This window comes from Desulfocurvus thunnarius, assembly GCF_055390965.1.
This window is the reverse complement of the sequence record NZ_AP042411.1, coordinates 60,004-86,970: the sequence shown is the minus strand read 5'-3', so window position 1 is coordinate 86,970 and position 26,967 is coordinate 60,004. Positions and strand designations below refer to the sequence as shown.

Here is a 26,967-nt window from a genome sequence, read left to right as displayed (position 1 = left end):
GCGTGTCCGCCTTCACCATCCGTTCCGTCCGCCACGAGGACCTGGACTCCTGCCACCGCCTGGAATCCTGCTGCTTTCCACCCGCCGAGGCCGCCTCGCGGGAGAACATCGCCGTGCGCATCGCGCGCTTTCCCGAAGCCTTCCTGGTGGCCGAGGCGGCGGGCCTGGTGATCGGCCACGTCAACTGCGGCGCCACCGGCAAGGACGACATCACCGACGAGGCCTTCAAGGGGTTGACGGGCCACGACCCCGCCGGGCGCAATCTGGTGGTCTTCTCCCTGGCCACGGCTCCGCCCTGGCGCGGGCAGGGGGTGGCCTCGGCGCTCATGGCCAGGCTGGTGGCCTCGGCCCGGGCCCAGGGCCGGGGGAGGGTGCTCTTGTTGTGCAAGGATCACTTGAAGGATTTCTACCAAGGGCTGGGCTTCGCCGACGGCGGCCCCTCGGCCTCCACCCACGGCGGTGCCGCCTGGCGCGAAATGCGCCTGAACCTCGACTGAGCGCGGCGCACCCGCCCGCACGAAGCGAGACGCACAGCGCCCCGGAGCCGGAAGGCCCGGGGCGCTGTGTCGTCCGGGGCCCTTCATTCGTTGGGCGCGGTATTTGCCGCTCGCGTCCGGAGCGACCTTCGCCGAAGCGGTGTGCGCCGCCCTGGCGCCATCGAGAAATTTCATGTGGGGGTGGAAAAAATCACGTGTTTGTTTTATGATATACCATCTCAAGTATTTCAGTGCGTTGCAATACCCGTAACGGAGGGCGAAGGTGAGCATTGCGTCGCGGTTGACTCTTGTTGTCCTGGCGTTGTTCTGCGTGACTCTGGTTCTGGCGGGGGCGTCGTGGATGTCCTCTGCGGGGCAGGAGGCCGACGGCCTTGTTATCAACCTTGCGGGGCGCCAGCGGATGCTCAGCCAGAAGGCGGCCAAGGAGGCGCTGTTCCTGCTGGATCGTCAGGCCGCGGGCCGGGACACCGACGAAATTGCCCGCAAGCTGGCGTCCACCGTGGCGGTATTCAACAAGACCTTGGAATCGCTGCGCCTGGGCGGCGCGGCGCCCCTGACAGGCGACCCCCGGGGCCCGGCGGCGGACTTGCCCCCGGCTTCGCCCGAGGTCGCCGCCAAGCTGACCGAGGTCGAACGTCTGTGGCATCCTTTCCGCGACCTGCTGTCCCACCTGGACGCGACCGCCGATCCGGCACGCATCGTCGAGGGCAGCGAGGGCGTGCTCGCGGCCATGAACGCGGCCGTCGTCATGTTCCAGAAGGAATCCGAGGCCAAGGTGCGCCGCCTGCTGTGGATGCAGACGGCGGGCTGCGGGCTGGCCTTCGCCGTCCTGCTGGCCGCGGCGTTCTTCGTGCGTCGCCACGTGACCCTGCCCCTGCGGCGATTGACGGAATTCGTCGCCTGCCTGGGCGGGGGCGAGGGCAGGGCCGACGCCTGCCGGGAAGGGCACTACGCGGGCGAGCTGGCCCAGTTGCGCGACGGGCTGGTGCAGATGGTCGGCTCCCTGTCGCAGACCATGGAGGAACTGCGCGGCAAGGAGCACGTCGCCGCGAGCAGCCTGGCCGAGGCCGAGGCGGCCACCCGACGCGCCAACGACGCCCTACGCGAGGCCGAGCAGGCCAAGCGCCAGGGCATGTACGACGCGGCCCTGGCCATCAAGGAGCTGACCGAGCGCATCGGCGTGGCCACCCGGCGTCTGAATGCCAAGATCGACGAGGTCAGCAAGGGCGCGGCCCTGCAACAGGAACTCACGGCCGAAGCCGCCCGGAGCCTGCAAAGCATGGACGAGGCCAGCCGCGAGATTGCCGGCAGCTCGACCCAGGCCGCCGACGCCGCCGACAGCGCCAAGGAAACCGCCGAACGCGGCGCAGCCACCGTGCAGAAGGTCGTGGAGGCCATCCGCGCCGTGCAGGACGGCACGGACCGTATGAAGCTGGGCATCGACGCCCTGAATCAGCGGGCCGACGGCATCGCCCAGATTCTGACGCTCATCAGCGACATCGCGGACCAGACGAACCTCCTGGCCCTGAACGCCGCCATCGAGGCCGCCCGCGCGGGCGACGCCGGGCGCGGCTTCGCCGTGGTCGCCGACGAGGTGCGCAAGCTGGCCGAAAAGACCGTGCATGCGACCACCGATGTGGGCGAGGCCGTGCAGGCCATCCAGGACGGCACGCGCGACACCCTGACCGACATCAATCAGGCCGTGCAGGCCGTGGAGCGCAGCACGGGCCTCACCGACGGCGCGGGCAGGGCCCTGCACGAGATCGTGACCATCGTGGCCCGGACCTCGACCCTGGTGCGCCCTTTCGTGGCCCTGGCCGGAGAGCAGGCCCAGGCCGGGGAGCGCATGACCGGCAGCATGGACCGCATCACCGAGATCGCGACCCAGTCCGTGACGGGCACCACCGACGGCATGGGCATCCTGGGCGCGCTGCTGGGCGCCACCAACGAACTGGAGGCCCTGGTCGCGCAGTTGTCGGAAAACCGGCTGACCGTGGTCTACGACGAACAGGAGCGCATGGCCGCCGTGGCTCGGGAAGGGGAGTTCGTGACCTGGACCCCGGCCCTTTCCGTGGGTGTGGCCAACATCGACGAGCAGCACAAGCATCTGGTGAGGATGATCAACCAGCTCTACGCCGCCGTGCGCGGCGGGTCCGCCGACGCCGTGATCAACGAGCTTTTCGAGGGGCTCAAGAAATACGTGCAATTGCACTTCACCACCGAGGAGCGCCTGCTCAAGGGCATCGGCTACGACGAACTGGACGCCCACGTGGCCCAGCACCGCAGGCTGGCCGAGGAGGCCAAGGCCCTGGAAGCGCGCTGGCGCTCCGGAGGCCGGGGGGTGGGCATGGAGGTCCTGGCCTTCCTCAAGGACTGGCTGGTCAACCATATCCAGAAGGTGGACAAGCGCTATTCCCAGGCCTTCGCCCGGGCGGGCATCTCCTGACGCCCCGCGCGGAGGGATGAAACGAAGAATCCCCGGGGCCCTTGCGGCTCCGGGGATTCTTTTCGCCTGTGCGCCGGGCGGCTACTGGCCCAGGCCCACGCGGTCGATGACGTTGTTCCGGATCCAGGCCGGATCCCACCATTCGATGGGGTTCACGGGCACGCCGGAAACGTAGACGCCGTAGTGCAGGTGGTCGCCGCCGGCCAGGCCCGTGGCGCCGGTGCGGCCGATGATCTGGCCCCGGGCCACGGTGTCGCCCGTCTCCACGTCGATCTGCGAGAGGTGGGAATAGATGGTCATGAGCCCCAGGCCGTGGTCGATCATGACGTTCTCGCCGAAGATGCCGTGAAAGCCCGTGCGCACGACCACGCCCGCGTTGGCGGCGGGCACCTGGGCGGCCTGGAGGGAGGCCAGATCCACGCCCAGGTGGGTCTGGTGGTCCACCACTTCGCCCTTGTAGAGGTAGGTCCGGGCATCGGCGAACCCGGCCCGGGGCGCGGAGTTGGGCAGGCGCACGAAATCGCCGCGCCACAGGGGCTCCGCGGCGCTGTGCTGCCCCAGTTCCAGGATGGCCGCGTTGTCGCGCACGCGCATCTCGGTGTTGACCTTGAGGTAGATTTCCAGGGGCGAGGTCAGGCCGGGGTAATCGGCCTCGTACTGGGGCATCTTGGCTTCCAGGAAGCTGTCGGGGATGTTCAGCGTGTCCTCGCGGAAGGCGCGGTCGTTGACGTGGAAGGGGAAGGACTGCTCGCGGACGTTGCCCGCGAGGTCGGCGGCTTCCAGGCGCGGGGCGAACTCGGCGGGGGTCATGTCATACGGAAAAGCGAACAGGCAGGCGTAGTTGCCGCCGGGCAGCTTGTAGCCGGGGAAGAAATGCGGCCCCACGCGCACGCCGCTGCGCGACACGTCCTCGTTCACGGTGTAGGAGATGCAGCCCGCGCCGCCGCGGTTCAGGTTGTGCTGCCCGGAGAGCACGGCAACGTGGGGTTTCTTGGTGTCCAGGGTCAGGGGGAAGACGGTCTCGCCCGCGTTGCCCTTGCCCAGGCTGCGGAAGGAACTGTCCACCGCCGAAACCACGATTTCGATCGGCCCGTCGGGCGCCTTGGCCTCGCCCAGGGTGAAGGGGATGCGGGCGGCGGGGGTCTTGTCGAACTCCTGGGAGGCCAGCACCACGGACCCGGAGGGCGAACGCAGGGAGACGATGACCGTGCGCAGGCCCGAGGGGTCGGCGGCCTGGAGGGTGAACTCGGTGCTCATGCCCACGGGGCCCGAAGCCGGGGAGAGGGTCAGGGCCGGGGGCTGGCCGTCGGAAAAATGCAGCAGGGCGGCGCCGCCGGCCAGCACGGCCAGGGCGACGACAAGGAGCAGGGAAAACGTTTTTTTCATGATGTCTCAAGTCCTCGGGCTTGTTGGTTGCTGCCGCGCCGAAGGATGGGCGGGGCCTTTCCGGGAAGGCAGACTACCCGTTTCGCCGACGCCTGCCAAGGGCGGCGCAGGATCCGTCCAGGTAGGAAATGGCGCCGCAGGCAGATAAAGAGAATCATTGTCAGTCAAAGAGTGGGAAGATTTTTTCAATGCAGTGCTCTTGGTAATACGTTCACAATAGGCAGTGTTACCTTTCGGCATAACAATGCATCAAACATGTAAACCACCGGGAATATGCTCAAATCCTGGCGGAAAATTCTGCTTTTCGGTTGACGCCCTCTTTGAATTGTGGTGAAAATCCCTGCAAATTGCGGCCAACGCATGACGATTCATAAACCCTCAACCAGGTTGGATGAAAGGTTTGCCATATTGGCGGGCACGTGCCCACCGATTGTTTGGTAACTATGGAGGTGTCTTATGAAATGTTCCATTGGAAGCGGTAAGAATGATGTGATGAAGTCTCTGGAAGAGAAAGGTGTCTCCCGCCGTGACTTCATGAAGTTCTGCGCCGCTGTGTCCGCCGCCATGGCCGCGGATGCGACGTTCACCCCCGCCAAGGTCGCCGAGGCCCTGACTTCCGGCAACCGTCCCCCGGTCGTCTGGCTGCACTTTGCCGAGTGCACCGGTTGCACCGAGTCCGTCCTGCGCACCACCGAGCCCGACATGGCCACGGTGCTGTTCGACGTGATCTCCCTGGACTACCACGAGACCCTGATGCAGTGCGCCGGCGAGGCCATCGAAGAGGCCCTGCACGACACCATCCACAAGCACGAAGGCAAGTTCGTCCTGGTCCTGGAAGGCGGCGTGCCCACCGCCGAGGGCGGCATCTACGGCAAGGTCGGCGGCAAGACCATGCTCTCCATCCTGGAAGAAGTGTACCCCAAGGCTGCCGCCACCATCTGCATCGGCACCTGCGCGGCCTACGGCGGCGTGCAGAAGGCCGCCCCGAACCCCACCGCGGCCAAGGGCTGCTCCGAGGCTCTCGGCGGCGCCACCATGGTCCAGGTTCCCGGCTGCCCGCCCAACCCCATCAGCTTCATCGGCACCGTGGTCTACTTCCTGACCAAGGGCATGCCCGAGCTCGACGACCTGGGCCGTCCGGTCCTGTTCTACGGCGAGACCGTGCACGACAACTGCCCGCGCCTGCCGCACTTCGACGCCGGCGAGTTCGCCCCCTCCTTCGATTCCGAGGAGGCCAGGAAGGGCTACTGCCTCTACGACCTGGGCTGCAAGGGCCCGGACACCTACAACAACTGCCCCAAGGTGCTCTTCAACCAGGTCAGCTTCCCGATCCAGGCGGGCCACCCCTGCATCGGTTGCTCCGAGCCTGACTTCTGGGATGAGATGAGCCCGTTCTACGAGCCGCTGTAAGGCCGGACGGCTTCATTTTATCGCTGAACAACAAGCAAGAGACAAGAGCAACCATTTAGGAGGAAATCATGGCTGGTTGTAAAACGAGCAAAATGCCGGTGACCCCCGTCGGCAATTATAACGGCAAGGTCGTCATCGACCCGGTGAACCGCCTCGAAGGCCACCTGCGCATCGAGGTCGAGGTCGAGAACGGTCGCGTGAAGAACGCCTGGTCCAGCTCGCAGTTGTTCCGCGGCCTGGAAATCATCCTTCAGGGCCGCGACCCCCGCGACGCCAAGCACTTCACCCAGCGCGCCTGCGGCGTGTGCACGCACACCCACGCCCTGGCCTCCACCCGCTGCGTGGACAACGCCGTGGGCGTCCAGAAGAGCATCCCCGAGACGGGCCTCATCCTGCGCAACCTGCTGCTGGGCGCGCAGTTCCTGCACGACCACATCGTGCACTTCTATCACCTGCACGCCCTGGACTGGGTGGACGTGGTCAGCGCGCTGTCCGCCGATCCCAAGAAGGCTGCCGAGATCACCAACACCGCCGGCCTGGGCCATCGTCAGCACACCGTCGAGGAGCTGAGCGCCACCCAGGAGCGCATCAAGAAGTTCGTTGAGCAGGGCCAGCTCGGCATCTTCGCCAACGCCTACTTCCTGGAGCCCCACGCGGCCTACAAGCTGCCCGCCGAGCTGAACCTCATCGCCACGCATCACTATCTGGAGGCCCTGAAGCTCCAGATCCTGCCCGCGCGCATGATGGCCATCATCGGCGGCAAGAACCCCCACACCCAGAGCCTCTACGAGGGCGGCATCACCTGCTACGACGCCCTCAAGCCCGAGAACATCGCCCAGTTCAAGGCCCTGTTCAAGCAGACCATGGAGTTCGTGAACAACACCTACATCCCGGACGTGCTGGCCGTTGCGCCGTACTACCTGGATTGGGGCGGCATCGGCCACACCACGCACTTCAACTCCTGCGGCGAGTTCCCCATGGACGAGTCGGACCTCGGCTCGCGCTACCTGCCCTCCGGCGTGATCTTCAACAACGACCTGTCCGTGGTCCACGACTTCGACCTGAAGAAGATCGAAGAGCATGTGGCCCATAGCTGGTACAAGGACGGCGCGCCCAAGCATCCCTGGCAGGGCGTCACCGAGCCCATGTACACCTCGCTGAACGAGATGGAGACCGGCAACACCGGCAAGTACAGCTGGATGAAGTCGCCCCGCTACGACGGCAAGGCCACCGAGGTCGGCCCCCTGGCCCAGGTGCTGGTCGCCTACGGCAAGGGCCATCCGCGCGTCAAGCCGGTGGTGGACCTGGTGCTCAAGCACCTCGGCGTCGGCGCCGAGGCCCTGTTCTCGACCCTGGGCCGCACCGCCGCCCGCTGCATCGAGACCAAGGTCATCGGCGACGAGATGGTCTCCTGGATCGAGAAGCTGGAAGCCAACGTGGCCGCCGGCAAGACCGACATCGTGGCGCCCTTCAAGATGCCCGAGTCCGCCTTCGGCGTCGGCTTCGTGAACGCCCCGCGCGGCACCCTGTCGCACTGGATCGAGATCGAGGGCGGCAAGATCAAGAACTTCCAGTTGGTCGTTCCGTCCACCTGGAACCTCGGCCCGCGCTCGGACGACGGCGTCCTCTCCCCGGTGGAGGAGGCCCTTATCGGCACCCCGGTGTTCGATCCCAAGCGTCCGGTGGAAGTGCTGCGCACCATCCACTCCTACGACCCCTGCATCGCCTGCGGCGTGCACATCATCGACCCCAAGACCAACGAAACCTACAAGTTCAAGGTCTGCTAGGGTAGACAGGACGCGAACACAGGTTATACAAAGGGACCCGGCCCCCAGGGGTCGGGTCCCTTTTCTTTGCGAGGAGGCCGCGTGGCGGACCAGACGAAGAACATTCTCGTGCTCGGCGTGGGCAACATCCTTTTGCGCGACGAAGGCATCGGCGTGCGGGTGGTGGAGCGCCTGGAGCGCGAATTCCGGTTTTCCGGCAACGTGCGGCTCATGGACGGCGGCGTGCGGGGCATGATCCTCATGGACCCCATCACCCAGGCCGACCACGTGGTCGTCATCGACGCCGTGGTCAACGACCAGCCCCCGGGCACCATCTACCGCCTGGAAGGCGACGACCTGCGCCTGTCCGTGGCCTTCAAGAACTCCGTGCACGACATGGACCTTCTGGAGACCATGTGCTGCTGTGAATTGATTTCCGGGCGGCGGCCCAGCGCCGTGATCATCGGCATCGAGCCCAAGGACTACCAGTCCGACCCGCTGGTGGCCCTGAGCCCGGAAATCGAGGACAAGATTCCCCGGCTCATGGAACTGGCCCTGGAGGAAATCCGGGCCGCCGGGGGCGAATTCGCCCCCCGAAGCGACAACTAGACCAGGAGGGAGCGCCTATGTGCCTGGCCACGCCGTGCAAGGTCGTGGAGTACATCGACGAGGATATCGCCCGCGTCCAGGTGGGCGACAGCGAGACGTTCATCAAGTGCGCCTGCATGCTGCTGCCCGAAAAACCCGTCATCGGCCAGTACGTCCTGGTCCACGCCGGGTTCGCCATCAACGTGGTGGAGGAGGACGAGGCCCGCAAGACCCTGGACCTTTTGCGCGAAATGTCCGATCTCGCGGGGGTCACGCCCGTGGGCAACACGGCCTTCGACCTCTCGGAATAGCCGCCCGCAAAGGGCTTTTGCGCACAAGGCGCCCCGGCCGCATCCCCGGCCGGGGCGTTTTGCGTTTTGGGCGCCGCCCTCGCGCGGCCGTCGCGCGGCCCGGTGCAGAAACGCGCAATGCGCGGCACGATTCCCGCCGCCGGGCGACCCTGGCGACGGCGGGCCCGTTGCGCAAGCCTTCCTGAGCCGAAATTTCGGGCAATATCGGGCAGAGGGGCACCGCGGGCACGACCGATGCAACGCCTGCGGCAGGCTCCGGCAGAAGAACGGCATTCCCGCGGCAATCGCAATCAAGGAGGAATCCCATGGTCCTGAGCGTCACCGTCCACGGACGGTCCTGCGACCTGGCCCTGCATCCGGTTTCCGAAAAGACCGCCGAGATGGTCCGCCGCCTGGGCACGGACGTGTACCGCGAAAAGCCCCTGCGCTGGTGGCGCAAGGGCAACACGGCCACCTGGGGCATGAAGATCGACGACGAGTGCAACGTGCGCGTGGAATTGGACGGTCGCCCCGTGGCCTTCGACACGGCGCGCATCGTCGCCGATCCGCTGCGCCTGCGCAGGCGCATGTATCTGGACAGCAAGGTCCGCTATCTCTGCGTGCTGGGCTACGACAACGAAATCTGCAAGTTCCAGTGGACCTGGGACAACGTGACCGGATTCGACCCCGACAAGTTCGAGTTCATGGTCCACAAGTGGGACCGCATCATGGGCGAGCAGGACTATTACATCCTGGACGAAATCCGCTACGGCGGCGAGTTCGCCGACCGCCACGACTGGTGCGAGACCTCGGGCTTCACCCTCGTGCCGCCCCGGCTTATCGATCTGGACGAGGTCCGCGCGCTGTACGCCGGAGGAGGGGACCCCGTGGAGGCCGATACCGTGGCCTGAGATCGCCCATGGCGACCTCCCGGCGCCTTCCGGGGCGCCGTAACCATAGAACGGGGCCGCCCGCGCGGGCGGCCCCGTTCCGTTTGCCGTGCGGCAGGCCGGGCCCGGCGGGCCCGGGCTAGAGATCGGCCAGGTCGCCCTCCAGCGCCTCCATGAGCCGGATGGTCAGCTTGAGGAAATCGGCCTCGGTGATGATGCCCCGCAGCACGCCGTCGTCCACCACGGGCAAACAGCCGTACTTGTGGTTCAGCAGGATGTTCGCGGCGTCGCGCAGCTTCATCCACGGCGGCACCACGGTCACGTCGTGGCGCATGACCTCCAGCACGGGGATGCCCGCGTCGATCTCGTCGCGGGTGCTGCGGTCCACCTCGGCGAACTGCGAAATGGTGGCGCTCAATATGTCTCGGTGGGTCAAAAGCCCCAGGAACTCCATGTTTTCGCCCACGATGGGAATGTGCCGAATGCGCGCCAGGGACATCATGGACCGCGCCGTCTTGAGCGTGTCCGTCTCGCGCAGGGTGAACACCTCTCCGGTCATCAGGTCGGCCACGGTGAGCATGGGCAAAACTCCTTGTGTTACTTCTCATAATCCCGCATCGTCCGCGGCCTGTCAAGGGCGGGCGCCCGCGCGCGCCGGGTCGTGAAGTTGACTTGCGTCCCGAAATCTGGTGGGAAACGCCTTGCGTGGCGCCGGGGCGCGGCGTATGGATTCCGCCGGAAAGGGGAGAGCTGATGCGAATCGACATGCGCCGCAGCCGGGAACGCATGGTCCGGGAGCAGATCGAGGCCAGGGGCGTGCGCGACCCGCGCGTGCTGGCGGCCATGCGCCGGGTGCCGCGCCACCTGTTCGTGGACGAGGCGCTGCACGGCCAGGCCTACGCCGACCACCCCGTGCCCATCGGCTTCGGGCAGACCATCTCCCAGCCCTACATCGTGGCCCTCATGACCTGCTACCTCGAGCTGGCCCCCGGCATGAGCGTACTGGAGATCGGCACCGGCTCCGGGTATCAGGCCGCCGTGCTGGCCGAGGCCGGGGCGCGGGTCTGGACGGTGGAGCGCATCCCCGAGTTGTACGAGACGGCCCGTCGGCGCCTGGAGCACCTGAAGTACTCCTCGGTGCACTGCAAGCTCGACGACGGCACCCTGGGCTGGCCCGAGGCCGGCCCCTTCGACCGCATCCTGGTCACGGCGGGCGGGCCCGACGTGCCCCAGCCGCTTTTGGCGCAACTGGCCGACCCGGGCATCCTGCTCATCCCCGTGGGCGGCTCGCGCCGCGAGCAGCAGCTCGTCATGGTCCGCCGCCAGGACGGCCGGTTCCTGCGCGAAAACAAGGGCGGAGTGGTCTTCGTCGATCTGGTCGGCCGCCACGGCTGGTAACCTGTGCCCTCTTTCCCCTGCGGAAGGCGTATGACGTTCAAGCAAGCGTGGCTGCGCGGCCCCGGCCCCACGACCCTGCCCCAGGCCCTGCTGCTGGCGGCCAAGGGCTTCTGCATGGGCGTGGCGGACATCATCCCCGGCGTCTCCGGCGGCACCATCGCCTTCATTACCGGCATCTACGAGGACCTGCTGGCGGCCATCCGCTCGGTGAACGCGCCCTTCGTGGCCGCCCTGGCGCGCCTGCGCCCGGCCGAGGCCCTGGGCGAGGTGCACCTGCGCTTTCTGCTGCCGCTGCTGCTGGGCCTGGGCGCGGCCCTGGTGGGCACGGCCGGGCTGATGCACCATCTGCTGACCGCGCACCCCGTGCAGGTCTGGGCGCTGTTCCTGGGGCTCATCGGGGCCTCCATCCTGGTGGTCGGCCGCATGGTGCCGCGCTGGGGCGCCGCGCCCCTGGGCGCCCTGGTTCTGGGCGCCGTGGCGGCCTGGGTCATCGTCGGGCTCATTCCGGTGGCCACGCCCGAGACGCCGTGGTTCCTGTTCCTGTGCGGGGTCATCGCCATCTGCGCCATGATCCTGCCGGGCATCAGCGGCTCCTTCCTGCTGCTCATCCTGGGCAAGTACGAGTACGTCACCGCCGCCCTGCGCAACCCGCTGGACCCCGGCAACCTGCTGATCCTGCTGATCTTCGGTTGCGGCTGCGTGGTGGGCATCGCCGGGTTCTCGCGGCTGCTCTCCTGGCTGCTGACGCGCTGGCACGCGCCCATGATCGCGCTGCTCACGGGTTTCATGATCGGCGCGGCGCGCAAGGTCTGGCCCTGGAAGGAAACCCTGGAGACGGCGGTCATCCGGGGCAAGGTCCACGTGCTGCGCGAGGCGGCCGTCCTGCCCGACGCCCTCGACGCCGGAGTGCTCCTGGCCCTGGGGCTCATGGCCGCCGGATTCGCGGCGGTGCTGCTGCTGGACCGGCTGGCCTCGGGCGGCGCAGGGGCGCGAAGGAAATGAATTTCCATCCCCGGCCTTGCAGACAGGCGCCGGGGGCTTATGCTAGACGAGGACATGCGGACGGCGGGCCCTGCCCGCGCCGTCCGCTCCACGGAACACGCCAACCACGAGGTATGCATATGAGTTCCTGCGGTTCCTGTTCCTCGGCGTCTTCGTGCGCGTCGGCCAAGAAGGGCGGCGGGTGCGACGACCCCAAGGAAACCAAGCTCAAGGTCCAGGATCAGGTCATCAGCAGCACGCTGGCGCACATCCGCTACAAGCTGTTCATCATGAGCGGCAAGGGCGGGGTGGGCAAAAGCTCCATCACAGTGAACACGGCGGCGGCCCTGGCCCGGCTGGGCTACAAGGTCGGCATCATGGACGTGGACATCCACGGCCCCAGCGTGCCGCGCCTGCTGGGGCTCACGGGCGGCGGGCTGGAAACCGGGCGGGGCAGTCTGCTCGTTCCCCGCAAATACGACGACAACCTCGCGGTGGTGTCCATGGACTCGCTGCTCAAGGACCCGGACCAGGCCGTGCTCTGGCGCGGGCCGATGAAAACATCGGCCATCCGCCAGTTCGTGTCCGACGTGGACTGGGGCGAGCTGGACTTCCTGGTCATTGACTCGCCCCCCGGAACGGGCGATGAACACATGACGGTGCTCAAGACCATCCCCGACGCGCTGTGCGTGGTGGTCACCACCCCGCAGGAGCTGTCCCTGGCCGACGTGCGCAAGGCCATCAACTTCCTGCAATACGCCAAGGCCAACATCCTGGGCGTGGTGGAGAACATGAGCGGCCTGATCTGCCCGCACTGCGCGCAGGAAATCGCGCTGTTCAAGAAGGGTGGGGGCCGCGATCTGGCCGCGAAATACGGCCTGCCGCTGCTGGGCGAGATTCCCCTCGACCCGGCCACCGTGGTCGCCAGCGACCTGGGCACGCCCGTGGTCTACCTGGACGGCCCGTCCCCGGCCAAGGACGCCCTGCTGGCCCTGGCCGGGACCATCGCCGCGGCGGCCCAGGACAGCCTGGAAGCCGTGGCCTCGGCCCACGTGTAGGGCCCTCGGGCCGCCCCCGGCGGCCCGGCCCGTGGAGGAGACCATGCCCCGCAAGGCCGCCTTCCTCGCCGCGATGGCGCTGGGCGCCGCGCTGTTCTGCGCGGCGCCCGTCGCGCGCGCCGCGGGCATGTATTTCTACGAGGACGGCGAAGGCCGGTATCACTTCACCAACCGCCCGGCCAACACCACCTACCGGGTGTTCGCGGTGTTCAAGAACTTCCCCGACGCCCGCAAATCCGACATCCTGCGCGTGGTGCGCTCCAAGGCCGACGCCTACGGGCTGGACCATCGCCTGGTGCAGGCCGTGATCCAGGTCGAGTCCAATTTCCAGCCCGGGGCGGTGTCCAACAAGGGCGCCCAGGGGCTCATGCAGATCATGCCCTCCACCGGGGCGGACCTGGGCCTGACCAACCCCCACGACGTGGAGGGCAATATCGAGGCCGGGGTGCGCTACCTGCGGATGCAGATGGACCGCTTCGGCAGCCCGCCCCTGGCCCTGGCGGCCTACAACGCGGGCCCCGGGCAGGTGGAGCGCTACGGCGGCATCCCGCCCTTCCGCGAAACCCAGGACTACGTGCGCAAGGTTCTTTCCCTGTACCAGAAACTCAAAGGCGGTTCCTGACCCATGCTCAAGCGACTGAACCTGGCCAACAAGCTGACCCTGGGCCGCATCCTGGCCGTGCCCGGGGTGGTGGTTCTCTTAACCTACCCCAACCGAGTGACCTGCCTGCTGGCCATGCTGCTGTTCATCGCCGCCTCGCTGACCGACATGGCCGACGGCTACGTGGCCCGGCGCTACGGGCAGGTCACGGCCTTCGGCAAGTTCCTGGACCCCCTGGCGGACAAGATCCTCGTCGGCTCGGCGCTGATCATGCTCTCGGCCCTGGCCTGGGTGCCTGCCTGGGTGGTGGTGGTCATCATGGCCCGCGAGATCACCGTCACCGGCCTGCGGACCATCGCCGTGGAGCAGGGCGTGGTCATCGCCGCCGACCGCTACGGCAAGATGAAGACCGTGATGCAGATTCTGGCCGTGTGCCCGCTGTTGCTGCACTACCCCTGGTGGGGGTTCGACCCGCAGCCCCTTGGACTGGTGTTTCTCTACGTAGCCCTGGCACTCACGGTTTTCTCCGGGGCCAATTACTTGTACACTTTTTACAGGAATTGGGTATATACGGCAGAAAAGGAAGCATAGGGCGGAACGACGCGTCGCGCCGGGCCGCCTTCCCGTACTTCAACCTGACCGGGGGGAGCAATGGCTCAGATCGATGCGTTCTTCAAGATGGTCCACGACATGGGGGCGTCGGACCTGCACCTGTCGTCGGGCAACCAGCCCATCATCCGCCTGCACGGCGACCTGGAGCGGGTCAAGTACAAGGTTCTGGAGCACGACGAACTCAAGCGCCTGCTTTACGAAATCACGCCCGAAACCAAGATCAAGGAGTTCGAGGAGGCCGGCGACATCGACTTCGGTTACGAAGTGCCCGGTCTGGCGCGCTACCGCGTGAACTTCTTCAACCAGTCCCGGGGCGTGGCGGCGGTGTTCCGCGAAATCCCCTCGACCATCCTGACCGTGGAGCAGCTCGAACTGCCCGCGCTGCTCAAGGACCTGGCCCTGCTGCCCAAGGGGCTGGTGCTGGTCACGGGCCCCACGGGCTCGGGCAAGTCCACGACGCTTGCCGCGATCATGGACTACGCCAACAAGACCCGCAAGCAGCACATCCTGACCATCGAAGACCCCATTGAATTCGTGCACACCCCGCAGAAGGCGCTGATCAACCAGCGCGAGCTGGGCCGCGACACCCGGAGCTTCTCCGCCGCCCTGCGCGGGGCCCTGCGCGAAGACCCGGACATCATCCTGGTGGGCGAAATGCGCGACCTGGCGACCATCCAGCTCGCCCTGGAAGCCGCCGAAACCGGCCACCTGGTCTTCTCGACCCTGCATACCATCTCCGCCGCCAAGACCGTGGACCGCATCATCGAGGTCTTCCCCGGCGATCTGCAGGGGCAGATCCGCGCGGGCCTGTCGGAGTCGCTGCGCGCCGTGGTCTCCCAGACGCTGTTCAAGCGCATCGACCGCAAAGGCCGCGTGGCCGCGCTGGAAATCCTGGTCGGCGTGCCCGCCGTGCGCAACCTGATCCGCGAGAACAAGACCTTCCAGATCAACTCGGTCATGGAGACCGGGCGCAAGTTCGGCATGCAGACCCTGGACGACGAAATCCTGCGCCTGCTCAACCAGCGGATCATCGACCCCAACGAGGCCTACGAGAAGTGCGTGGACAAGGCCAAGTTCAAGCAGTTCCTGACCAAGCCGCCGCAGGACTTCACCGAGGGCGTCTAGCCGGGGGGCGACCATGCTGCGTGCGCATCTCGATCATCTCATCGGCCAAGTGCTGGATTTCGCGCCCGAAACCTCGGACATCTTCGTCGTGGCGGGCAAGCCGCTGCAGGCCGAAGTCCACGGCGTGCTGCGCGACGTGCCCCTGGCCCCGGCCATGGGCGCGCTGACGCCGTTCCAGACCGAGTCCATGGCCCTGTGCATGATGGACAAGAACAACAGGCTGTACCGCGACCTGACCCGCCAGGGCTCGTGCGACCTGTCCTACGCCCTGCCGGGCCGGGCGCGTTTCCGTGTGAACATCTTCAGCCAGCGCGGGTCGCTGTCCATCGTCCTGCGCCAGCTTTCCATGCAGGTGCCCAGCCCGGCGCGCCTGGGGCTGCCCGCCGTGTTCGAGGAAATGGCCCGCGAGAAGTTCGGGCTGATTCTGGTCACGGGCGCCACGGGCTCGGGCAAGTCCACCTCCCTGGCCGCCCTGGTGGACTCCATCAACGAGCAGTTCCCGGTGCACATCCTGACCCTGGAAGACCCGGTGGAATACGTGCACGCCCACAAACGCGGCACGGTGAACCAGCGCGAACTGGGGCAGGACTTCGATTCCTTCGCCTCGGGCCTGCGCGCGGCCCTGCGCCAGGCGCCCAAGGTCATCCTGGTCGGCGAAATCCGCGATCGGGAAACCATGGAAATCGCGCTCCAGGCGGGCGAGACGGGCCACCTCGTGCTGGGCACGCTGCACACCGCCGACACCGGCCAGACCGTGAACCGGGCCATCGGCCTGTTCGACCCCACCGAGGAGGTGCTGATCCGTCAGCGGCTGTCCGAGGCGTTGAAGTTCGTGGTTTCCCAGCGCCTGCCCCCCCGGGTGGGCGGCGGGCGCGTGGCCGCCTTCGAGATCATGCGCAACACCTTGCGCATCAAGGAGCTGATCCAAAACGGCGAATCCGGCGAGAAGACCTTCTACAACGTGGTGGAGCAGGGCGACGCCTACGGCATGACCACCTTCGACCAGTGCCTGGCCGGGCTGTTCCGCGACGGGCTCGTCACCGAGGAGACGGCCATGATTTACGCCTCGGACCGTTCCAACCTCATGCAGCGCCTGGACCGCATCAAGACCGCGCGCGGCGACCAGGTGTCGGACATCACGGGGCTGGAGATCGACCTGCACTACGGTTCCTGAGCCTGGGGGGCAGGCGAGGGGGGGAATGATGATCGTCAAGAGTCCGTACGCGGGCAAGGAGTTCACCTTGCCCGACGACAAGCTGCCCGCCGTGGCGCGCTTCGCCATGAAGTGCCCGTTCAGCGGGCGGCGGATGATTCTGGAACGCCGCCCGGACGGCGGCTACGACGTTTCCGCGGCCGAGGAGGCCGGGGCGGCCCCGCAGGCGCCCGGGGCGCGGCCCCAGGCGCCGACGCCGGGCGGGGCTCCGGCCCCGGTGCCCGCGCTGCCCCAGGTGGAACCCGACAACCACCCGCCCGGAATGCCGGTGGCCTTCCTGTTCCTGGGGACGGCGGGGCAGGGCGGCTGGGCGGACGCGGCCCGGGAGTTCTTCGCCGCCCGGGGCTACGCCGTCAGCACGGCCGCGGGGGAGCTGGAGGCCGTGGCCCGGTTGCGGCTGAACAGCTACGAGGTGGTCGTGGCCGGAGCCGGAGAGGACTGCGCGCGCCTGCGCGAGGAGATGGCCTCCTGGCCGGGCATCCGGCGCCGGGGGGTGAACGTCGTGCTGGTGGGCGACCAGGGGCCGAGCAACGACCCGCGGCTGGCCTTCCTGCTGGGGGCCAACGCCTTTTTTGCCCAGGACGACGCACCCCGGGCAGGGGACTTGCTGGAAGGGGCCCTCACGGGTTATGGGTTGCGCTACACACTGATGGCGGCAGCCCGCAGCCAGGTTGAAGCCTAGCCGAAGGAGCCAATGGACCCGAACGCCACGACCCTTCAGTCGCGCCTGCTCAATTGTCTGGAGACGATCATGGAACTTGAGCGGGACATCGAGCGCCTGGAACTCGGCCACGTGCTGCTGGCGGAGTTCAACCAGCTTCGGTCGTTCATGGAACGCATCGACCAGGTGACGGTCGAGGAGGAGGACGTGCGCCGCATCGAGGCGGCCACGTCCAATTTTCTGGACGAACTCCGGGTGCCCCTGGGGCTGACCCGCGAAGGCGGCGGCAAGGACCGCCCGATGCAATGACCGCCTCGGCCCGCCGCGGGATCGTTCTGTTTTTTCTGCTTGTTCTGAACGGCGTCCTCGGCTATCGCCTCGTTGCCGGCGAAACCGGGATGTTCGCCTATCTCGAATTGCGCCAGCACTACGAGGAAATGCAGGACCGGCTGCTGCGCGCCGAAGACCGCAGCCGCGACCTGTCGCGGGAGATACGCCTGCTCAAGACCGACCGGGAGTATCTGGAAAGCCGCATCCGCGTGCGCATGAACTACGTGGGGCAGGGCGAGACCCTGTACCTCTTCCCGGACGAGGGGGGGGCGACCTCCCCGCAAGATCCCCTGGGGGCCGGACAGGATGATGACGAAAATTAACTGGTTCAAGGAAGTCCTGGAGCTGGAGCCCGGCTCCAAGGTGTTCTTCCCCCTGGCCCGCCTGTATTTCGAGGACGGCAACACCGCCGAGGCCATGACCACCCTGCGCCAGGGCCTGTCGCGCAATCCGGACCATATCGAGGCCCGCTTCCTGTTGGTGGAAATCCTCTCGCGCCTGGGCCGCGACGACGAGGCCGCCCAGGAGGTGCGAACCATCACGGGCATGCTCTCGCGCTATCCGGCCTTCTGGAAGGTCTGGGCCCAGAGCGCGGCGCCGGACTCCAAGGACTCGGCCATGGCCCTGTCCTTTCTGGCCGCCAGCTTCCAGGGCGCGGCCCTGTCCTGGTCGCAGGTCATCGAAAAAGGCCTGGACGCGCTGTTCCGCGGCAATGGCGGCGGCAGCGATGCCGAACCCGCCCCGGCGGACGGCGCGGAGGCCGACGCCGCCCAGCCCAGGCGCAAGAAGCCCGCGCCCGCCCGGCGCGCCGCCGCCGAGGCCGACGCCACCATCCGCACCCGGACCATGGCCGACCTGCTGGCCGACCAGGGCGACTTCCAGGGCGCGCTGGACATCTACACCGAACTGGCGGACAAGGCCTCGGGCCACGAGGCCGACGAACTGACCGCGCTCATCGAAAAGATGCGCCTGAAAATGCGGCGGGGAGCGGCGGACGAAAGCGCCGCCCAGCCCGCGCCCCGGGGCGCAGAACCCGACGACGTGGCCGACGCCGCGCAGGAGGACGCCGCCGGGGAGGAACCCCAGGTCGGCGGCGGCCTGCCCGGCAAGGACAAGCTGCTGGAAACCCTTCAGGCCCTGGCCGAGCGCCTGGAGGCCCGTGCGGCCCACTAGGGGCGGCCCTGCGGCCAAGTTTCCCTTGCTGAATCGGCCGGACTTTGGCACACCTGCGGAAACCGCCGCAAGGCGGCGCGCCTTTGTGGCGGGCCCGACGCGCCCCGTGCGTCCGGATGCCCGCGATACGCCCATAATACGCCCGGCCACGGGCAGACAAGGGGTTGGAACTTGAAACGCTTTCTCGCCATCGTCGCCCTGTTCGCCGCACTGGCTGCGCTTACCGGCTGCGGAACCATGGAAAAGACTTGGGTTTCCACCAAACAGACGACCCAGAAGTACTACAAGGAATACCTGGACACCGACCCCACCATCGACTACGAGGCCCATGACTGGACCTCCAGCGAAGCCAAGCTCGCCGACCTGATCACTCCCGTGGACAACCCCATCCACCATTTGTCCATCGCCCTGAACCGTCAGGACGCCTTTCCCGAGGACGCGTGGGTGGACGCCGTTTTCGCCGCCCATCCCTGGATCAGCGGTCTTGAAGCGATCACCCTGGACGGCAAGGTGGTGCTGCAACGCCCCGAGACGACCCTCAAGCCCCTGAACCTCGCCCCCGCCCTGGCCCATGGCGAGGCCCTTGCCGACCGCAAGCTGCGCACCTACGTGGACACGACGCCCCTGGGCCCGGAGGTCTACCTCGCCACGGGCATGTTCCGCGGCAACGAACTGGTGGGCGCCGTCGTCGTGCATTTCGACATCCGCAACGTCGTCAATTTCTGCCCCCAGCCCGAGTCGCTGGTGATGGCCACTCCCGGGCAGACCCTGTGGTCCGGGTCGGACGCCGCCGCCGCCGCCGCCGTGGCCGCCCAGCCCTGGGCGGAGCTTCTCGTCGAGCGCAGCTCGGGCCGCTTCGAGGCCGACGGCCAGCGTTACATCTGGCTGTGCCGCTCCCTGGGCGACGCCAAGATTCTCTACGCCACCACGGCGCTGGAGGACGACGCGGCCGAAGAGGACTCCGGGTTCTCCTTCTTCGGGCTGTTCTAGCCGCTTTCCTCCCTTGTCCGCCGGGCCGCCCGGCGTCCGCTTCCGCCCCTTCCGGGCCGGGAAATGGGCGCCTGCGGCTTTACTGGCGCCCGGCGCTGGTTTATGAAGGGACGTTGCGCACGGGCGCAACGGGTTCGCATCGTTCAACGGAGGTCGCCATGCGCCAGGTCACCGTCACCGAGCATCTGCTGCTGCACCAGAAGAAGTCGCCCATGGCCACGGGCCGCTTCACCAGCCTGCTGACCGAACTCATCCTCTCGGCCAAGCTCATCTCGCGCGAGGTGACCAAGGCCGGGCTGGTGGACGTGCTCGGCTTCACGGGCGAAACCAACGTCCAGGGCGAAAAAGTGCGCAAGCTCGACGAGTTCGCCAACAACGTGCTCATCCACCGCCTGCGCCGCTCGGGGGTGCTCTGCGCCATGGCCTCGGAGGAGAACGGCGACCTGATCCAGGTGTCCGGCGACCTGCCCCAGGGCGACTACATCCTGATCTTCGACCCGCTGGACGGCTCGTCGAACATCGACGTGAACGTCAGCATCGGAACCATTTTCTCCATCTACCGCCGCCCGCTGCACAAGGGGCCCGGGTCGCCGTCCCTGGCCGAGGTGCTCCAGCGTTGCGACAAGCAGGTCGCCGCCGGGTATTTCATCTACGGCTCCTCGACCATGATGGTCTACACCACGGGCAACGGGGTCCACGGCTTCACTCTGGACCCCAGCGTGGGCGAATTCCTGCTCTCGCACCCGGACATGAAAATCCCCGAGCAGGGCCGCATCTACTCGGTGAACGAGTCCTACTGGAACTACTGGGACCCGGCGACCAAGGAAGCGATCGCCTATTTCAAGAGCACGGAAAACGCCCTGGGCAAGCCGTACTCCTCGCGCTACATCGGCTCGCTGGTGGCCGACTTCCACCGCAACCTGCTCTACGGCGGCATCTTCATGTATCCCGCCAAGCGCCGCCCCGACGGCACCTACGCGGGCAAACTGCGCCTGACCTGCGAGGCCGCGCCCATGGCCTTCATCGTCGAGCAGGCCGGAGGCCTGGCCACCGACGGCGTGAACCGCATCCTGGACTACACGCCCACCGAGCTGCACCAGCGCGTGCCGTTCTTCGTGGGCTCGCCCAACGACGTGCGCACGGTGCGCGAGATCATGCTGCGGAGCGGCAGTGACACTGTGCCTGGGAATTGAGACCTCCTGCGACGAGACGGCCCTGGCCCTGGTCCGCGACGGACGGCTGCTGGCCCAGCGCATCGCCACCCAGATCGACGCCCACGCCGTGTTCGGCGGGGTGGTGCCCGAGCTGGCCTCGCGCGAGCACCTGCGCGCCCTCGGCCCGCTGCTGGACGGCCTGACGGCCGACGCGGGCGTACGCCTGGGGGAACTGGACGCCGTGTGCGTGGCGCGCGGGCCGGGGCTGCTCGGCAGCCTGCTTGTGGGCCTGAGTCTGGCCAAGGGCATCGTGCTGGCCACGGGCGCGGCCCTGGTGGGCGTGAACCACCTCCAGGCCCACCTGCTGGCCCCGGCCCTGGAGCGGCCCATCGCCTTTCCGGCCCTGGGGCTGCTCGTTTCCGGCGGGCACACCCAGACCTACCGCATGGACAGCCCCACGGCCTTCGCCACCCTGGGCCGGACCCTCGACGACGCGGCGGGCGAGGCCTTCGACAAGGCCGCCAAGACGCTGAACCTGCCGTATCCCGGCGGGCGGTTCATCGACCTGCTCGGCCGGATGGGCGAGGCGGACCCCGCGCTCTTTCCCCGGCCCTACGTGGCCAACGACAGCCTGGATTTCAGCTTCTCGGGCCTGAAGACGGCCATGGTCAATCACGTGGCGGCCCACCCGGACCTGCGCGCCCCGGCCCTGACGGACGACCTGGACGCCCTGGTGGCGGACCTGCGCGCCCGGGGCGCCCTGGAGCCTCTGGCCCGGACCTGCGCGTCGTACACCCTGGCCGTGGCCGACACCCTGCGCATCAAAACCGCCCGCGCCCTGGACGCCAACCCCGGCATGCGCTCGCTGGTGGTCGCCGGAGGAGTGGCGGCCAACAGCGTGGTGCGCCGGACGATGGCCGAACTGGCCGCCGCGCGAGGGCTGGACATCGTGCTGCCGCCCCTGGCGCTGTGCACGGACAACGCGGCCATGATCGCCCTGGCCGGGGAGTTCCTGTTCCACGCGGGCTACCGCCATGGGCTGGACCTGGATGCCGTGCCCCGGGGGCGGCGTATCCCGTGGGATTACCGGCAGGTGCGGCCGCATCCGGCCTGACCCCATGGCATCTGGCCCCTTGACACCCGGACGGGCCGCCCTTAGGGTTGACAAAGTGCGGTGACAGTGGACGTTTTTTCGGACCCGGCCCCAAAGGCCGAGGCGGGCTGCAACGTCCTGGGGGGCGGGTTCTTTTGCGGGGCCTCCCGGCGGGCGCAAACCGGTAAGCAATGACAAAGGAGTACGATATGGCTTTGCAGGTTTCCGACGGCAATTTCGAGTCCGAAGTGTTGCAGTGCGATCTGCCCGTTCTGGTGGATTTCTGGGCCCCGTGGTGCGGCCCCTGCAGGGCCATGGGTCCGGTGGTGGACGAGTTGGCCACCGAATTCGCCGGGCAGGTCAAGGTCGCCAAGATGAACGTGGACGAGAACCAGGCCACCCCCAGCAAGTACGGCATCCGCGCCATCCCGACCCTGATCCTGTACAAGAACGGCGAGGTGGTCGAGCAGGTCACCGGCGCCGTGTCCAAGAGCAGCATCAAGGAGATGCTGAGCTCCAAGCTGTAGATCCGGGCCGGACAACGGTCTTTCGGCGGCCCCGGCTGGTGCCGGGGCCGCCTTTTTTCGGTCCGCGCGGCGCCCGGGAACCCTTCGCCCGCTTTCCGGGCTTGACCGCAAGGCCACAGGTTGGGTACGAACCTCTCGGATGAGCCGCGCCCCCAGCGCCCGGGCGCGTCCGTGAACCGGGCATCCCGCCCGGACGGCAACTCCGCGCGACGGTACCAATGAAAAGACTCTCCCGCCTCATGGCCGCGATGCTCATGCTCTTCGGCCTTTCCGGCTGTGGCTACATCGACTACTTCCTGCTGCCCCCGCCCGAAGACACGGCGCAGGAACTGTACGAAGCCGGGGCCGAAGCCATGCAGGAGAAAGACTACTTGCAGGCCGCCGAGCGCTTCCAGCAGCTCAAGGACCGCTATCCCTTCAGCCCCTATGCCGCCCGCGCGGAAATCGGCCTGGGCGACGCCTACTACCTGGCCGAAATGTACGTCGCCGCCTCCGACGCCTACATCGAATTCGAGGCTCTGCACCCGCGCCACGAGAACATCCAGTACGTGCTGTTCCAGGTGGGCATGGCCAACTACAGCAGCGCCACGGCCATCGACAAACCCATGGACCGTATCAACACGGCCATCGAGTATTTCCGGCGCATCATCGAGGAGTACCCCGACGGGCAGTATGCGGCTCAGGCTGCGGAATACATCGTCCATTGCAGGCGCAAACTGGCCGAGCACGAAGTTTTCGTGGCCGACTTCTACTGGAAGCTGGAGCGCTACGGCGCAGCCTGGGAGCGCTACCGCTTCGTGGTCGAGAACTATACGGACCTGCCCGATGTGGTGGCCTACGCCGAGCAGCGGGCCACGGTGGCCTACCTGCGCCAGCAGGAAAGCAACTCCGAGGAGCAGCGCGAAACCGAGCAGGGCAGTTGGAAAAAATGGCTCGACTGGCTGTAGGATGAATTGTCTGGAAAACGGCCCGTACAGGGCCGTTTTTTTCTTTGCGCCCGCTCCGGGGCGCGCCCGGAGGCAGGAGGGCCCGGCATGAGCGAAGGCTTTTTCCCGCAGTGGGTCGCGGACCTCGCGGTGCCCGACGCGGTCTTCGCCCGGGCCTACGACGGCCTGGACGCCGTGCGCCGCGCGTGGATCAAGAAGACCGTGGCCCAGGTCCACGCCCTGGTCGGCCCCATGGCCGATCCCCTGCAGGAGCGGCACACGGGCCACCGCCAGGGGTTTGGTTCCCGGAGCCTGACCCGGCCCCTGGACTGCGCCGTGCTGTTCCTGGACGATACGTGCGTCTCGGCGCCCCAGGCGGTGGCCGCCGCGGTGCCCATGCTGCTCTCCGGGGTGCCCAACCCCTGCGCCGTGCGCGTGCAGGGGGGCGCCCCGCAGGCCGACGACGTGCTGGCGGCCCTGGAACTGGCCGGACTGGAGACGGTTTTCCACCTGGACGAGGCCTGTGCGCGGCGGTTCATGACCCTGCTTGTGGAGGGCGGCTCCACGGTGGCCCTGTTCCAGGGCCAGGGGCAGGCCCTGGACAGCCTGCGCACCGCCGCCGGATACGCCGCGCCGCCCCTGCGGTTGTGGCGGCCCTTCGCGGTGGAGCGGGTCGGGGTGCTGGCCGGCGCCGGGCGGCAGTGGGACTGGGCCACCCTGGGCTGGGCCCACGGCTGCGCGGCTGTGGACGTTTACGGCGCGCGCACGGCCATCCCCGGGCTGCCCCCGGGCGCCCGGCGCAGGCCCGGCGGCCTGCGGGCCCTGCTGGACGGCGGCTACCCCGTGGTCTATGTACCCGGCGAACACCTGGACGCGGCCCTGGCTGCGGCGCCCCTGGTTCTGGGCCCCGGGCAGGAAGGCTGCTGGGTCTGGCCCGGGCTGGACGCGCGGCTGTTCCAGCGTCAGTCCCTGGCCATGACGGACGGCCAGCGCTAACCGGGGCCCGGCGCCACCCCGACACGACCCGGCCCAAGGAAGCGGCACATGTCCAAAAAACCGGCCATTCCCAAAGATTTTCTGCGCTCCCTGCGCAACATCGGCATCATCGCCCACATCGACGCGGGCAAGACGACGCTTTCCGAGCGCATGCTCTACTACTGCGGGCGCATCCACCGCATGGGCGAGGTCCACGACGGCACGGCGACCATGGACTTCATGCCCGAGGAGCAGGAGCGCGGCATCACCATCGCCTCGGCCTGCACCACCTGCCGGTGGAACGGGGCGACCATCAACATCATCGACACTCCCGGACACGTGGATTTCACCATCGAGGTCGAGCGCTCCCTGCGCGTGCTGGACGGGGCGGTGGGCGTGTTCTGCGCCGTGGGCGGGGTGGAGCCGCAGTCCGAGACCGTGTGGCGCCAGTCGGTGAAATACCACGTGCCCAAGCTGGCCTTCGTGAACAAGATGGACCGCCCGGGGGCCGACTTCGCCGCCGTGCTCGCCGCCATGCGCGAGCGCCTCGGCGCCGTGCCCCTGCCGCTCACGCTGCCCGTGGGCAGCGGGCAGGACTTCGAGGGCGTCATCGACCTCGTGGCCATGCGCCGCCTGCATTTCGACCCCGAAACCCAGGGCGCGGCGGTCCACGACACGGCCCTGACCGAGGCCGAGGCCGGGCTGGCCGCACCCTGGCGCGAGCGGATGCTCGAAACCCTGGCCGAAGCCGACGAAACCTTTCTGGACCTCTACCTGGGCGACGGCGAGGCCGATGCGCAAAGCATCCGCGCCGCCGTGCGCCGGGCGACCCTGGCCCTGGCCCTGGTGCCCGTGTTCGCGGGCTCGGCCCTGCGCAACGTGGGCGTGCAGCCGCTCATGGACGGCGTGTGCCATTACCTGCCCAGCCCCGAGGACGTGCCCGGCCAGGAGGGCGTGGACCCCGCCACGGGCCGCCGCGTGACCCTGGCGCCGGACCCGCGCGGCCCCCTGGCGGCCCTGGCCTTCAAGGTCAGCATGGACACCGGGCGCAAGGTCGTGCTGCTGCGCGTGTATTCGGGGATGGTCGAGGCCGGGCAGGCGGTGTACAATGCCACCCAGGGCCAGGAGGAGCGCGTGGCGCGCCTGTTCCGCCTGCACGCCGGGCACAAGGAGAAGGTCGACCACGCCTTCGCGGGCGAGATCGTGGCGGCGGCGGGCATGAAGTTCGCCCGCACGGGTGACACCCTCTGCCCGCAGGACGCCCAGGTGCTGCTGGAACGCATCGACGGCTACCGGCCCGTGATCTCCCTGGCCCTGGAGCCGCGCAACTCCGGCGAGGCCGACAAGCTGGAGGAGGTTCTGGGCAAGATGCTCATGGAGGACCCGACCCTGGAGGTCCACCGCGACGAGGGCACGGACCAGTTGCTCATCTCCGGCATGGGCGAACTGCATCTGGAAGTCGTGCTAGAGCGCATCCGCCGCGAATACGGCGTGGACCCGCGCGCGGGCAGGCCCCAGGTGGTCTACCGCGAAACCGTGCGCGCCACGGGCCGGGGCGAGGGCGAATTCGACCGCGAGCTCGGCGAGGTGCCGCATTACGGCTGGGTGGCCGTGACTGTGGAGCCCCGCCCGCGCGACGCCGGGCGCGACGTGGTCTTCGCCTTCGACACCGCCTCCTGGCCTGCGGATTGGACCCAGGCCGTGGCCGACGGGGTGGAGGACAGCCTGCAATCCGGCGTGCTCAAGGGCTACCCCGTGGCCGACGTGCGCGTGAGCATTGCGGAAATGCGCCGGGTGGACGGGCGCTCCACTCCGGTGGGCTATCGCATGGCGGCGGCGGCGGCGGTGAAGCAGGCCCTGGGCGCGGCCCAGCCCGTGCTGCTGGAGCCGATCATGAGCGTGGAGATCGGCGTGCCGGACGATTTCGTGGGCGAGGTCATCGGCCTTCTGGGCTCCAAGGGCGCCAAGATCGACAACATGTTCGACCGGGGCGGGCAGAAGGTCGTCCAGGCCCTGACGCCCCTGCGCCAATTGTTCGGTTTTTCGACTGAATTGCGCTCGGCCACCCAGGGCCGGGCCGGCCTCATGATGCAGTTTGCACGGTTTGACATCCTCGGGTAGGTGCGGAGCCCGATTGCCCGCAATGAGACCATGCTGAAGAAGAACCGCACGACCTGGCAGCGCCTGCGGCGCTGGTCCCGGTATCAGTACCTGCGCGTCATGCGCATGAACGCCACCCCGTACTCCGTGGCCATGGGGCTGGCCGTGGGCATATTCGCGGGGTTCCTGCCCATCGTGCCGCTGCAGACGGCGCTCACGGTGGCCCTGTGCCTGCCTCTGCGCGCCAACCCCGTGGTGGGGTTCATGGGCACCTGGATATCCAATCCTTTCAACTGGGTGCCGTTCTATTACTTCCTGTTCGTCGTCGGCCGGGCCATCGTACCCTGGGACGTGCCGCCCCTGGAGCTGGACCAGTTCGGGGCCATGCTGCGCAGCTTCGACGTGACGGAGTTCATGGACTTCGGCAAGGACCTGCTGGCCAGCTTCAAGGTCATGCTCATCGCGGGGGGCGTCATGGGCATTCCCTCGGCAGTGCTGACCTATTACGTGACCCGCGCGGCGGTGATCCGCTACCGCAGGCGCCGGGCGCTGCGCCTGCTGCGCAAGCGCACCCGCCTGAGCTGACCCGCGACGAAAGGCCCCCCGAAGCGGAGGGCGGACTCCGGGCCTGAGGGCCGCACGCCCCCATGCGGCGCGGACGCGCCCGCCGGGGCCGGGCGAGCCGGACGAACCGGAGAAGCGCCCGAGGCAGCGCACGGGCGGCAGGGCATTCCGAAGAGTCACGGACGATCCCGGAGGGACGGACCGGAAGGCCCG

General features: G+C 67.9%; 28 protein-coding genes. 26 read left to right on the top strand and 2 right to left on the bottom strand.

Translation table 11 applies throughout. The features are described from left to right. Positions 1-2 precede the first annotated feature (2 nt). Together ACZ5KV_RS00375 and ACZ5KV_RS00370 are read left to right on the top strand one after the other, a co-directional pair. Positions 3-497 carry a GNAT family N-acetyltransferase gene (locus ACZ5KV_RS00375; protein ID WP_464240361.1) on the top strand — a complete coding sequence of 165 codons (495 nt, stop codon included), beginning with the start codon at positions 3-5 and terminating at the stop codon, positions 495-497. 262 nt (positions 498-759) lie between these two features. Beyond that, positions 760-2,943: a bacteriohemerythrin gene (locus ACZ5KV_RS00370; protein ID WP_464240360.1), complete on the top strand. Its 2,184-nt coding sequence runs from the start codon at positions 760-762 to the stop codon at positions 2,941-2,943. Positions 2,944-3,024: 81 nt separating this feature from the next. On the opposite strand, the gene ACZ5KV_RS00365 is transcribed toward ACZ5KV_RS00370, so the two are convergent. Then, the gene (locus ACZ5KV_RS00365; RefSeq protein WP_464240359.1) at positions 3,025-4,329 is read right to left on the bottom strand and encodes a M23 family metallopeptidase; all 1,305 of its coding nucleotides are present in this window, start codon (positions 4,327-4,329) and stop codon (positions 3,025-3,027) included. 456 nt (positions 4,330-4,785) lie between these two features. Here ACZ5KV_RS00365 and ACZ5KV_RS00360 point away from each other — a divergent pair, with 456 nt between their 5' ends. The 5 genes from ACZ5KV_RS00360 (at position 4,786) to ACZ5KV_RS00340 (ending at position 9,294) form a co-directional block, all read left to right on the top strand. Further along, positions 4,786-5,739: a hydrogenase small subunit gene (locus ACZ5KV_RS00360; RefSeq protein ID WP_464240358.1), complete on the top strand. Its 954-nt coding sequence runs from the start codon at positions 4,786-4,788 to the stop codon at positions 5,737-5,739. A gap of 68 nt (positions 5,740-5,807) precedes the next feature. Next, positions 5,808-7,526, top strand: coding sequence for a nickel-dependent hydrogenase large subunit (locus tag ACZ5KV_RS00355; RefSeq protein WP_464240357.1), 1,719 nt, complete (start codon positions 5,808-5,810; stop codon positions 7,524-7,526). A gap of 81 nt (positions 7,527-7,607) precedes the next feature. Further along, complete coding sequence (locus ACZ5KV_RS00350; protein WP_464240356.1) at positions 7,608-8,114, top strand: HyaD/HybD family hydrogenase maturation endopeptidase; 507 nt, start codon at positions 7,608-7,610, stop codon at positions 8,112-8,114. 17 nt (positions 8,115-8,131) lie between these two features. Then, on the top strand, positions 8,132-8,404 hold the full coding sequence (locus ACZ5KV_RS00345; RefSeq protein WP_464240355.1) for a HypC/HybG/HupF family hydrogenase formation chaperone: 273 nt from the start codon (positions 8,132-8,134) through the stop codon (positions 8,402-8,404). A 305-nt stretch (positions 8,405-8,709) separates the two neighbouring features. Further along, positions 8,710-9,294 carry a hypothetical protein gene (locus ACZ5KV_RS00340; protein ID WP_464240354.1) on the top strand — a complete coding sequence of 195 codons (585 nt, stop codon included), beginning with the start codon at positions 8,710-8,712 and terminating at the stop codon, positions 9,292-9,294. A gap of 118 nt (positions 9,295-9,412) precedes the next feature. Here ACZ5KV_RS00340 and ACZ5KV_RS00335 read toward each other — a convergent pair whose 3' ends face one another. Beyond that, positions 9,413-9,853 (bottom strand): CBS domain-containing protein, encoded by a 441-nt coding sequence (locus ACZ5KV_RS00335; protein WP_464240353.1) that lies wholly within the window; start codon positions 9,851-9,853, stop codon positions 9,413-9,415. Positions 9,854-10,026: 173 nt separating this feature from the next. Between ACZ5KV_RS00335 and ACZ5KV_RS00330 the strand changes: the two genes are divergently transcribed. The 19 genes from ACZ5KV_RS00330 to ACZ5KV_RS00240 all read left to right on the top strand — a co-directional run bounded on the left by ACZ5KV_RS00330 (position 10,027) and on the right by ACZ5KV_RS00240 (position 26,775). After that, a complete protein-coding gene (locus ACZ5KV_RS00330) occupies positions 10,027-10,671 on the top strand; it encodes a protein-L-isoaspartate(D-aspartate) O-methyltransferase (RefSeq protein ID WP_464240352.1) in 645 nt (214 codons plus the stop codon). 30 nt (positions 10,672-10,701) lie between these two features. Then, positions 10,702-11,673 carry a DUF368 domain-containing protein gene (locus ACZ5KV_RS00325; protein WP_464240351.1) on the top strand — a complete coding sequence of 324 codons (972 nt, stop codon included), beginning with the start codon at positions 10,702-10,704 and terminating at the stop codon, positions 11,671-11,673. 119 nt (positions 11,674-11,792) lie between these two features. After that, positions 11,793-12,710, top strand: a complete 918-nt coding sequence (locus tag ACZ5KV_RS00320; RefSeq protein ID WP_464240350.1) for an Mrp/NBP35 family ATP-binding protein — start codon at positions 11,793-11,795, stop codon at positions 12,708-12,710. A 43-nt stretch (positions 12,711-12,753) separates the two neighbouring features. Then, complete coding sequence (locus tag ACZ5KV_RS00315; RefSeq protein ID WP_464240349.1) at positions 12,754-13,332, top strand: lytic transglycosylase domain-containing protein; 579 nt, start codon at positions 12,754-12,756, stop codon at positions 13,330-13,332. Positions 13,333-13,335: 3 nt separating this feature from the next. Further along, on the top strand, positions 13,336-13,902 hold the full coding sequence (pgsA, locus tag ACZ5KV_RS00310; protein ID WP_464240348.1) for a CDP-diacylglycerol--glycerol-3-phosphate 3-phosphatidyltransferase: 567 nt from the start codon (positions 13,336-13,338) through the stop codon (positions 13,900-13,902). Positions 13,903-13,962: 60 nt separating this feature from the next. After that, positions 13,963-15,048 (top strand): type IV pilus twitching motility protein PilT, encoded by a 1,086-nt coding sequence (locus ACZ5KV_RS00305; RefSeq protein ID WP_464240347.1) that lies wholly within the window; start codon positions 13,963-13,965, stop codon positions 15,046-15,048. Positions 15,049-15,061: 13 nt separating this feature from the next. Then, positions 15,062-16,222, top strand: a complete 1,161-nt coding sequence (locus ACZ5KV_RS00300; RefSeq protein WP_464240346.1) for a type IV pilus twitching motility protein PilT — start codon at positions 15,062-15,064, stop codon at positions 16,220-16,222. A 25-nt stretch (positions 16,223-16,247) separates the two neighbouring features. Continuing rightward, a complete protein-coding gene (locus ACZ5KV_RS00295; protein WP_464240345.1) occupies positions 16,248-16,943 on the top strand; it encodes a hypothetical protein in 696 nt (231 codons plus the stop codon). Between the two features lie 12 nt (positions 16,944-16,955). Further along, on the top strand, positions 16,956-17,231 hold the full coding sequence (locus ACZ5KV_RS00290; RefSeq protein ID WP_464240344.1) for a hypothetical protein: 276 nt from the start codon (positions 16,956-16,958) through the stop codon (positions 17,229-17,231). Then, positions 17,228-17,575: an FtsB family cell division protein gene (locus ACZ5KV_RS00285; protein WP_464240343.1), complete on the top strand. Its 348-nt coding sequence runs from the start codon at positions 17,228-17,230 to the stop codon at positions 17,573-17,575. The genes ACZ5KV_RS00290 and ACZ5KV_RS00285 overlap by 4 nt, the downstream gene beginning before the upstream one ends. Then, positions 17,559-18,425: a tetratricopeptide repeat protein gene (locus tag ACZ5KV_RS00280; RefSeq protein WP_464240342.1), complete on the top strand. Its 867-nt coding sequence runs from the start codon at positions 17,559-17,561 to the stop codon at positions 18,423-18,425. Before ACZ5KV_RS00285 ends, ACZ5KV_RS00280 begins: the two co-directional genes overlap by 17 nt. A 171-nt stretch (positions 18,426-18,596) precedes the next feature. Beyond that, positions 18,597-19,415 carry a hypothetical protein gene (locus tag ACZ5KV_RS00275; protein ID WP_464240341.1) on the top strand — a complete coding sequence of 273 codons (819 nt, stop codon included), beginning with the start codon at positions 18,597-18,599 and terminating at the stop codon, positions 19,413-19,415. Between the two features lie 158 nt (positions 19,416-19,573). Continuing rightward, entirely contained in the window at positions 19,574-20,608 is a 1,035-nt protein-coding gene (gene fbp / locus ACZ5KV_RS00270; protein ID WP_464240340.1) for a class 1 fructose-bisphosphatase, read from the top strand. Next, positions 20,586-21,683: a tRNA (adenosine(37)-N6)-threonylcarbamoyltransferase complex transferase subunit TsaD gene (gene tsaD / locus ACZ5KV_RS00265; RefSeq protein WP_464240339.1), complete on the top strand. Its 1,098-nt coding sequence runs from the start codon at positions 20,586-20,588 to the stop codon at positions 21,681-21,683. Before fbp ends, tsaD begins: the two co-directional genes overlap by 23 nt. Positions 21,684-21,871: 188 nt before the next feature. Further along, positions 21,872-22,189, top strand: a complete 318-nt coding sequence (gene trxA, locus ACZ5KV_RS00260; protein ID WP_028586955.1) for a thioredoxin — start codon at positions 21,872-21,874, stop codon at positions 22,187-22,189. A 218-nt stretch (positions 22,190-22,407) separates the two neighbouring features. Beyond that, positions 22,408-23,136, top strand: a complete 729-nt coding sequence (locus tag ACZ5KV_RS00255) for an outer membrane protein assembly factor BamD (protein ID WP_464240338.1) — start codon at positions 22,408-22,410, stop codon at positions 23,134-23,136. Between the two features lie 87 nt (positions 23,137-23,223). Next, entirely contained in the window at positions 23,224-24,111 is an 888-nt protein-coding gene (locus ACZ5KV_RS00250) for a hypothetical protein (RefSeq protein WP_464240337.1), read from the top strand. Between the two features lie 48 nt (positions 24,112-24,159). Then, complete coding sequence (gene fusA / locus ACZ5KV_RS00245) at positions 24,160-26,211, top strand: elongation factor G (protein ID WP_464240336.1); 2,052 nt, start codon at positions 24,160-24,162, stop codon at positions 26,209-26,211. A 30-nt stretch (positions 26,212-26,241) separates the two neighbouring features. Beyond that, complete coding sequence (locus ACZ5KV_RS00240; protein WP_464240335.1) at positions 26,242-26,775, top strand: DUF2062 domain-containing protein; 534 nt, start codon at positions 26,242-26,244, stop codon at positions 26,773-26,775. The last annotated feature ends 192 nt before the right edge of the window (positions 26,776-26,967 follow it).

Bases quoted from the DNA above. Each gene is read 5' to 3' on its own strand.
- ACZ5KV_RS00365 (WP_464240359.1), bottom strand. From the start codon at position 4,329: ATGAAAAAAACGTTTTCCCTGCTCCTTGTCGTCGCCCTGGCCGTGCTG.
- ACZ5KV_RS00360 (WP_464240358.1), top strand. From the start codon at position 4,786: ATGAAATGTTCCATTGGAAGCGGTAAGAATGATGTGATGAAGTCTCTG.
- ACZ5KV_RS00355 (WP_464240357.1), top strand. From the start codon at position 5,808: ATGGCTGGTTGTAAAACGAGCAAAATGCCGGTGACCCCCGTCGGCAAT.
- ACZ5KV_RS00345 (WP_464240355.1), top strand. From the start codon at position 8,132: ATGTGCCTGGCCACGCCGTGCAAGGTCGTGGAGTACATCGACGAGGAT.
- ACZ5KV_RS00340 (WP_464240354.1), top strand. From the start codon at position 8,710: ATGGTCCTGAGCGTCACCGTCCACGGACGGTCCTGCGACCTGGCCCTG.
- ACZ5KV_RS00335 (WP_464240353.1), bottom strand. From the start codon at position 9,853: ATGCTCACCGTGGCCGACCTGATGACCGGAGAGGTGTTCACCCTGCGC.
- ACZ5KV_RS00330 (WP_464240352.1), top strand. From the start codon at position 10,027: ATGCGAATCGACATGCGCCGCAGCCGGGAACGCATGGTCCGGGAGCAG.
- ACZ5KV_RS00325 (WP_464240351.1), top strand. From the start codon at position 10,702: ATGACGTTCAAGCAAGCGTGGCTGCGCGGCCCCGGCCCCACGACCCTG.
- ACZ5KV_RS00320 (WP_464240350.1), top strand. From the start codon at position 11,793: ATGAGTTCCTGCGGTTCCTGTTCCTCGGCGTCTTCGTGCGCGTCGGCC.
- ACZ5KV_RS00315 (WP_464240349.1), top strand. From the start codon at position 12,754: ATGCCCCGCAAGGCCGCCTTCCTCGCCGCGATGGCGCTGGGCGCCGCG.
- pgsA (WP_464240348.1), top strand. From the start codon at position 13,336: ATGCTCAAGCGACTGAACCTGGCCAACAAGCTGACCCTGGGCCGCATC.
- ACZ5KV_RS00305 (WP_464240347.1), top strand. From the start codon at position 13,963: ATGGCTCAGATCGATGCGTTCTTCAAGATGGTCCACGACATGGGGGCG.
- ACZ5KV_RS00300 (WP_464240346.1), top strand. From the start codon at position 15,062: ATGCTGCGTGCGCATCTCGATCATCTCATCGGCCAAGTGCTGGATTTC.
- ACZ5KV_RS00295 (WP_464240345.1), top strand. From the start codon at position 16,248: ATGATGATCGTCAAGAGTCCGTACGCGGGCAAGGAGTTCACCTTGCCC.
- ACZ5KV_RS00290 (WP_464240344.1), top strand. From the start codon at position 16,956: ATGGACCCGAACGCCACGACCCTTCAGTCGCGCCTGCTCAATTGTCTG.
- ACZ5KV_RS00285 (WP_464240343.1), top strand. From the start codon at position 17,228: ATGACCGCCTCGGCCCGCCGCGGGATCGTTCTGTTTTTTCTGCTTGTT.
- ACZ5KV_RS00280 (WP_464240342.1), top strand. From the start codon at position 17,559: ATGATGACGAAAATTAACTGGTTCAAGGAAGTCCTGGAGCTGGAGCCC.
- fbp (WP_464240340.1), top strand. From the start codon at position 19,574: ATGCGCCAGGTCACCGTCACCGAGCATCTGCTGCTGCACCAGAAGAAG.
- trxA (WP_028586955.1), top strand. From the start codon at position 21,872: ATGGCTTTGCAGGTTTCCGACGGCAATTTCGAGTCCGAAGTGTTGCAG.
- ACZ5KV_RS00255 (WP_464240338.1), top strand. From the start codon at position 22,408: ATGAAAAGACTCTCCCGCCTCATGGCCGCGATGCTCATGCTCTTCGGC.
- ACZ5KV_RS00250 (WP_464240337.1), top strand. From the start codon at position 23,224: ATGAGCGAAGGCTTTTTCCCGCAGTGGGTCGCGGACCTCGCGGTGCCC.
- fusA (WP_464240336.1), top strand. From the start codon at position 24,160: ATGTCCAAAAAACCGGCCATTCCCAAAGATTTTCTGCGCTCCCTGCGC.
- ACZ5KV_RS00240 (WP_464240335.1), top strand. From the start codon at position 26,242: ATGCTGAAGAAGAACCGCACGACCTGGCAGCGCCTGCGGCGCTGGTCC.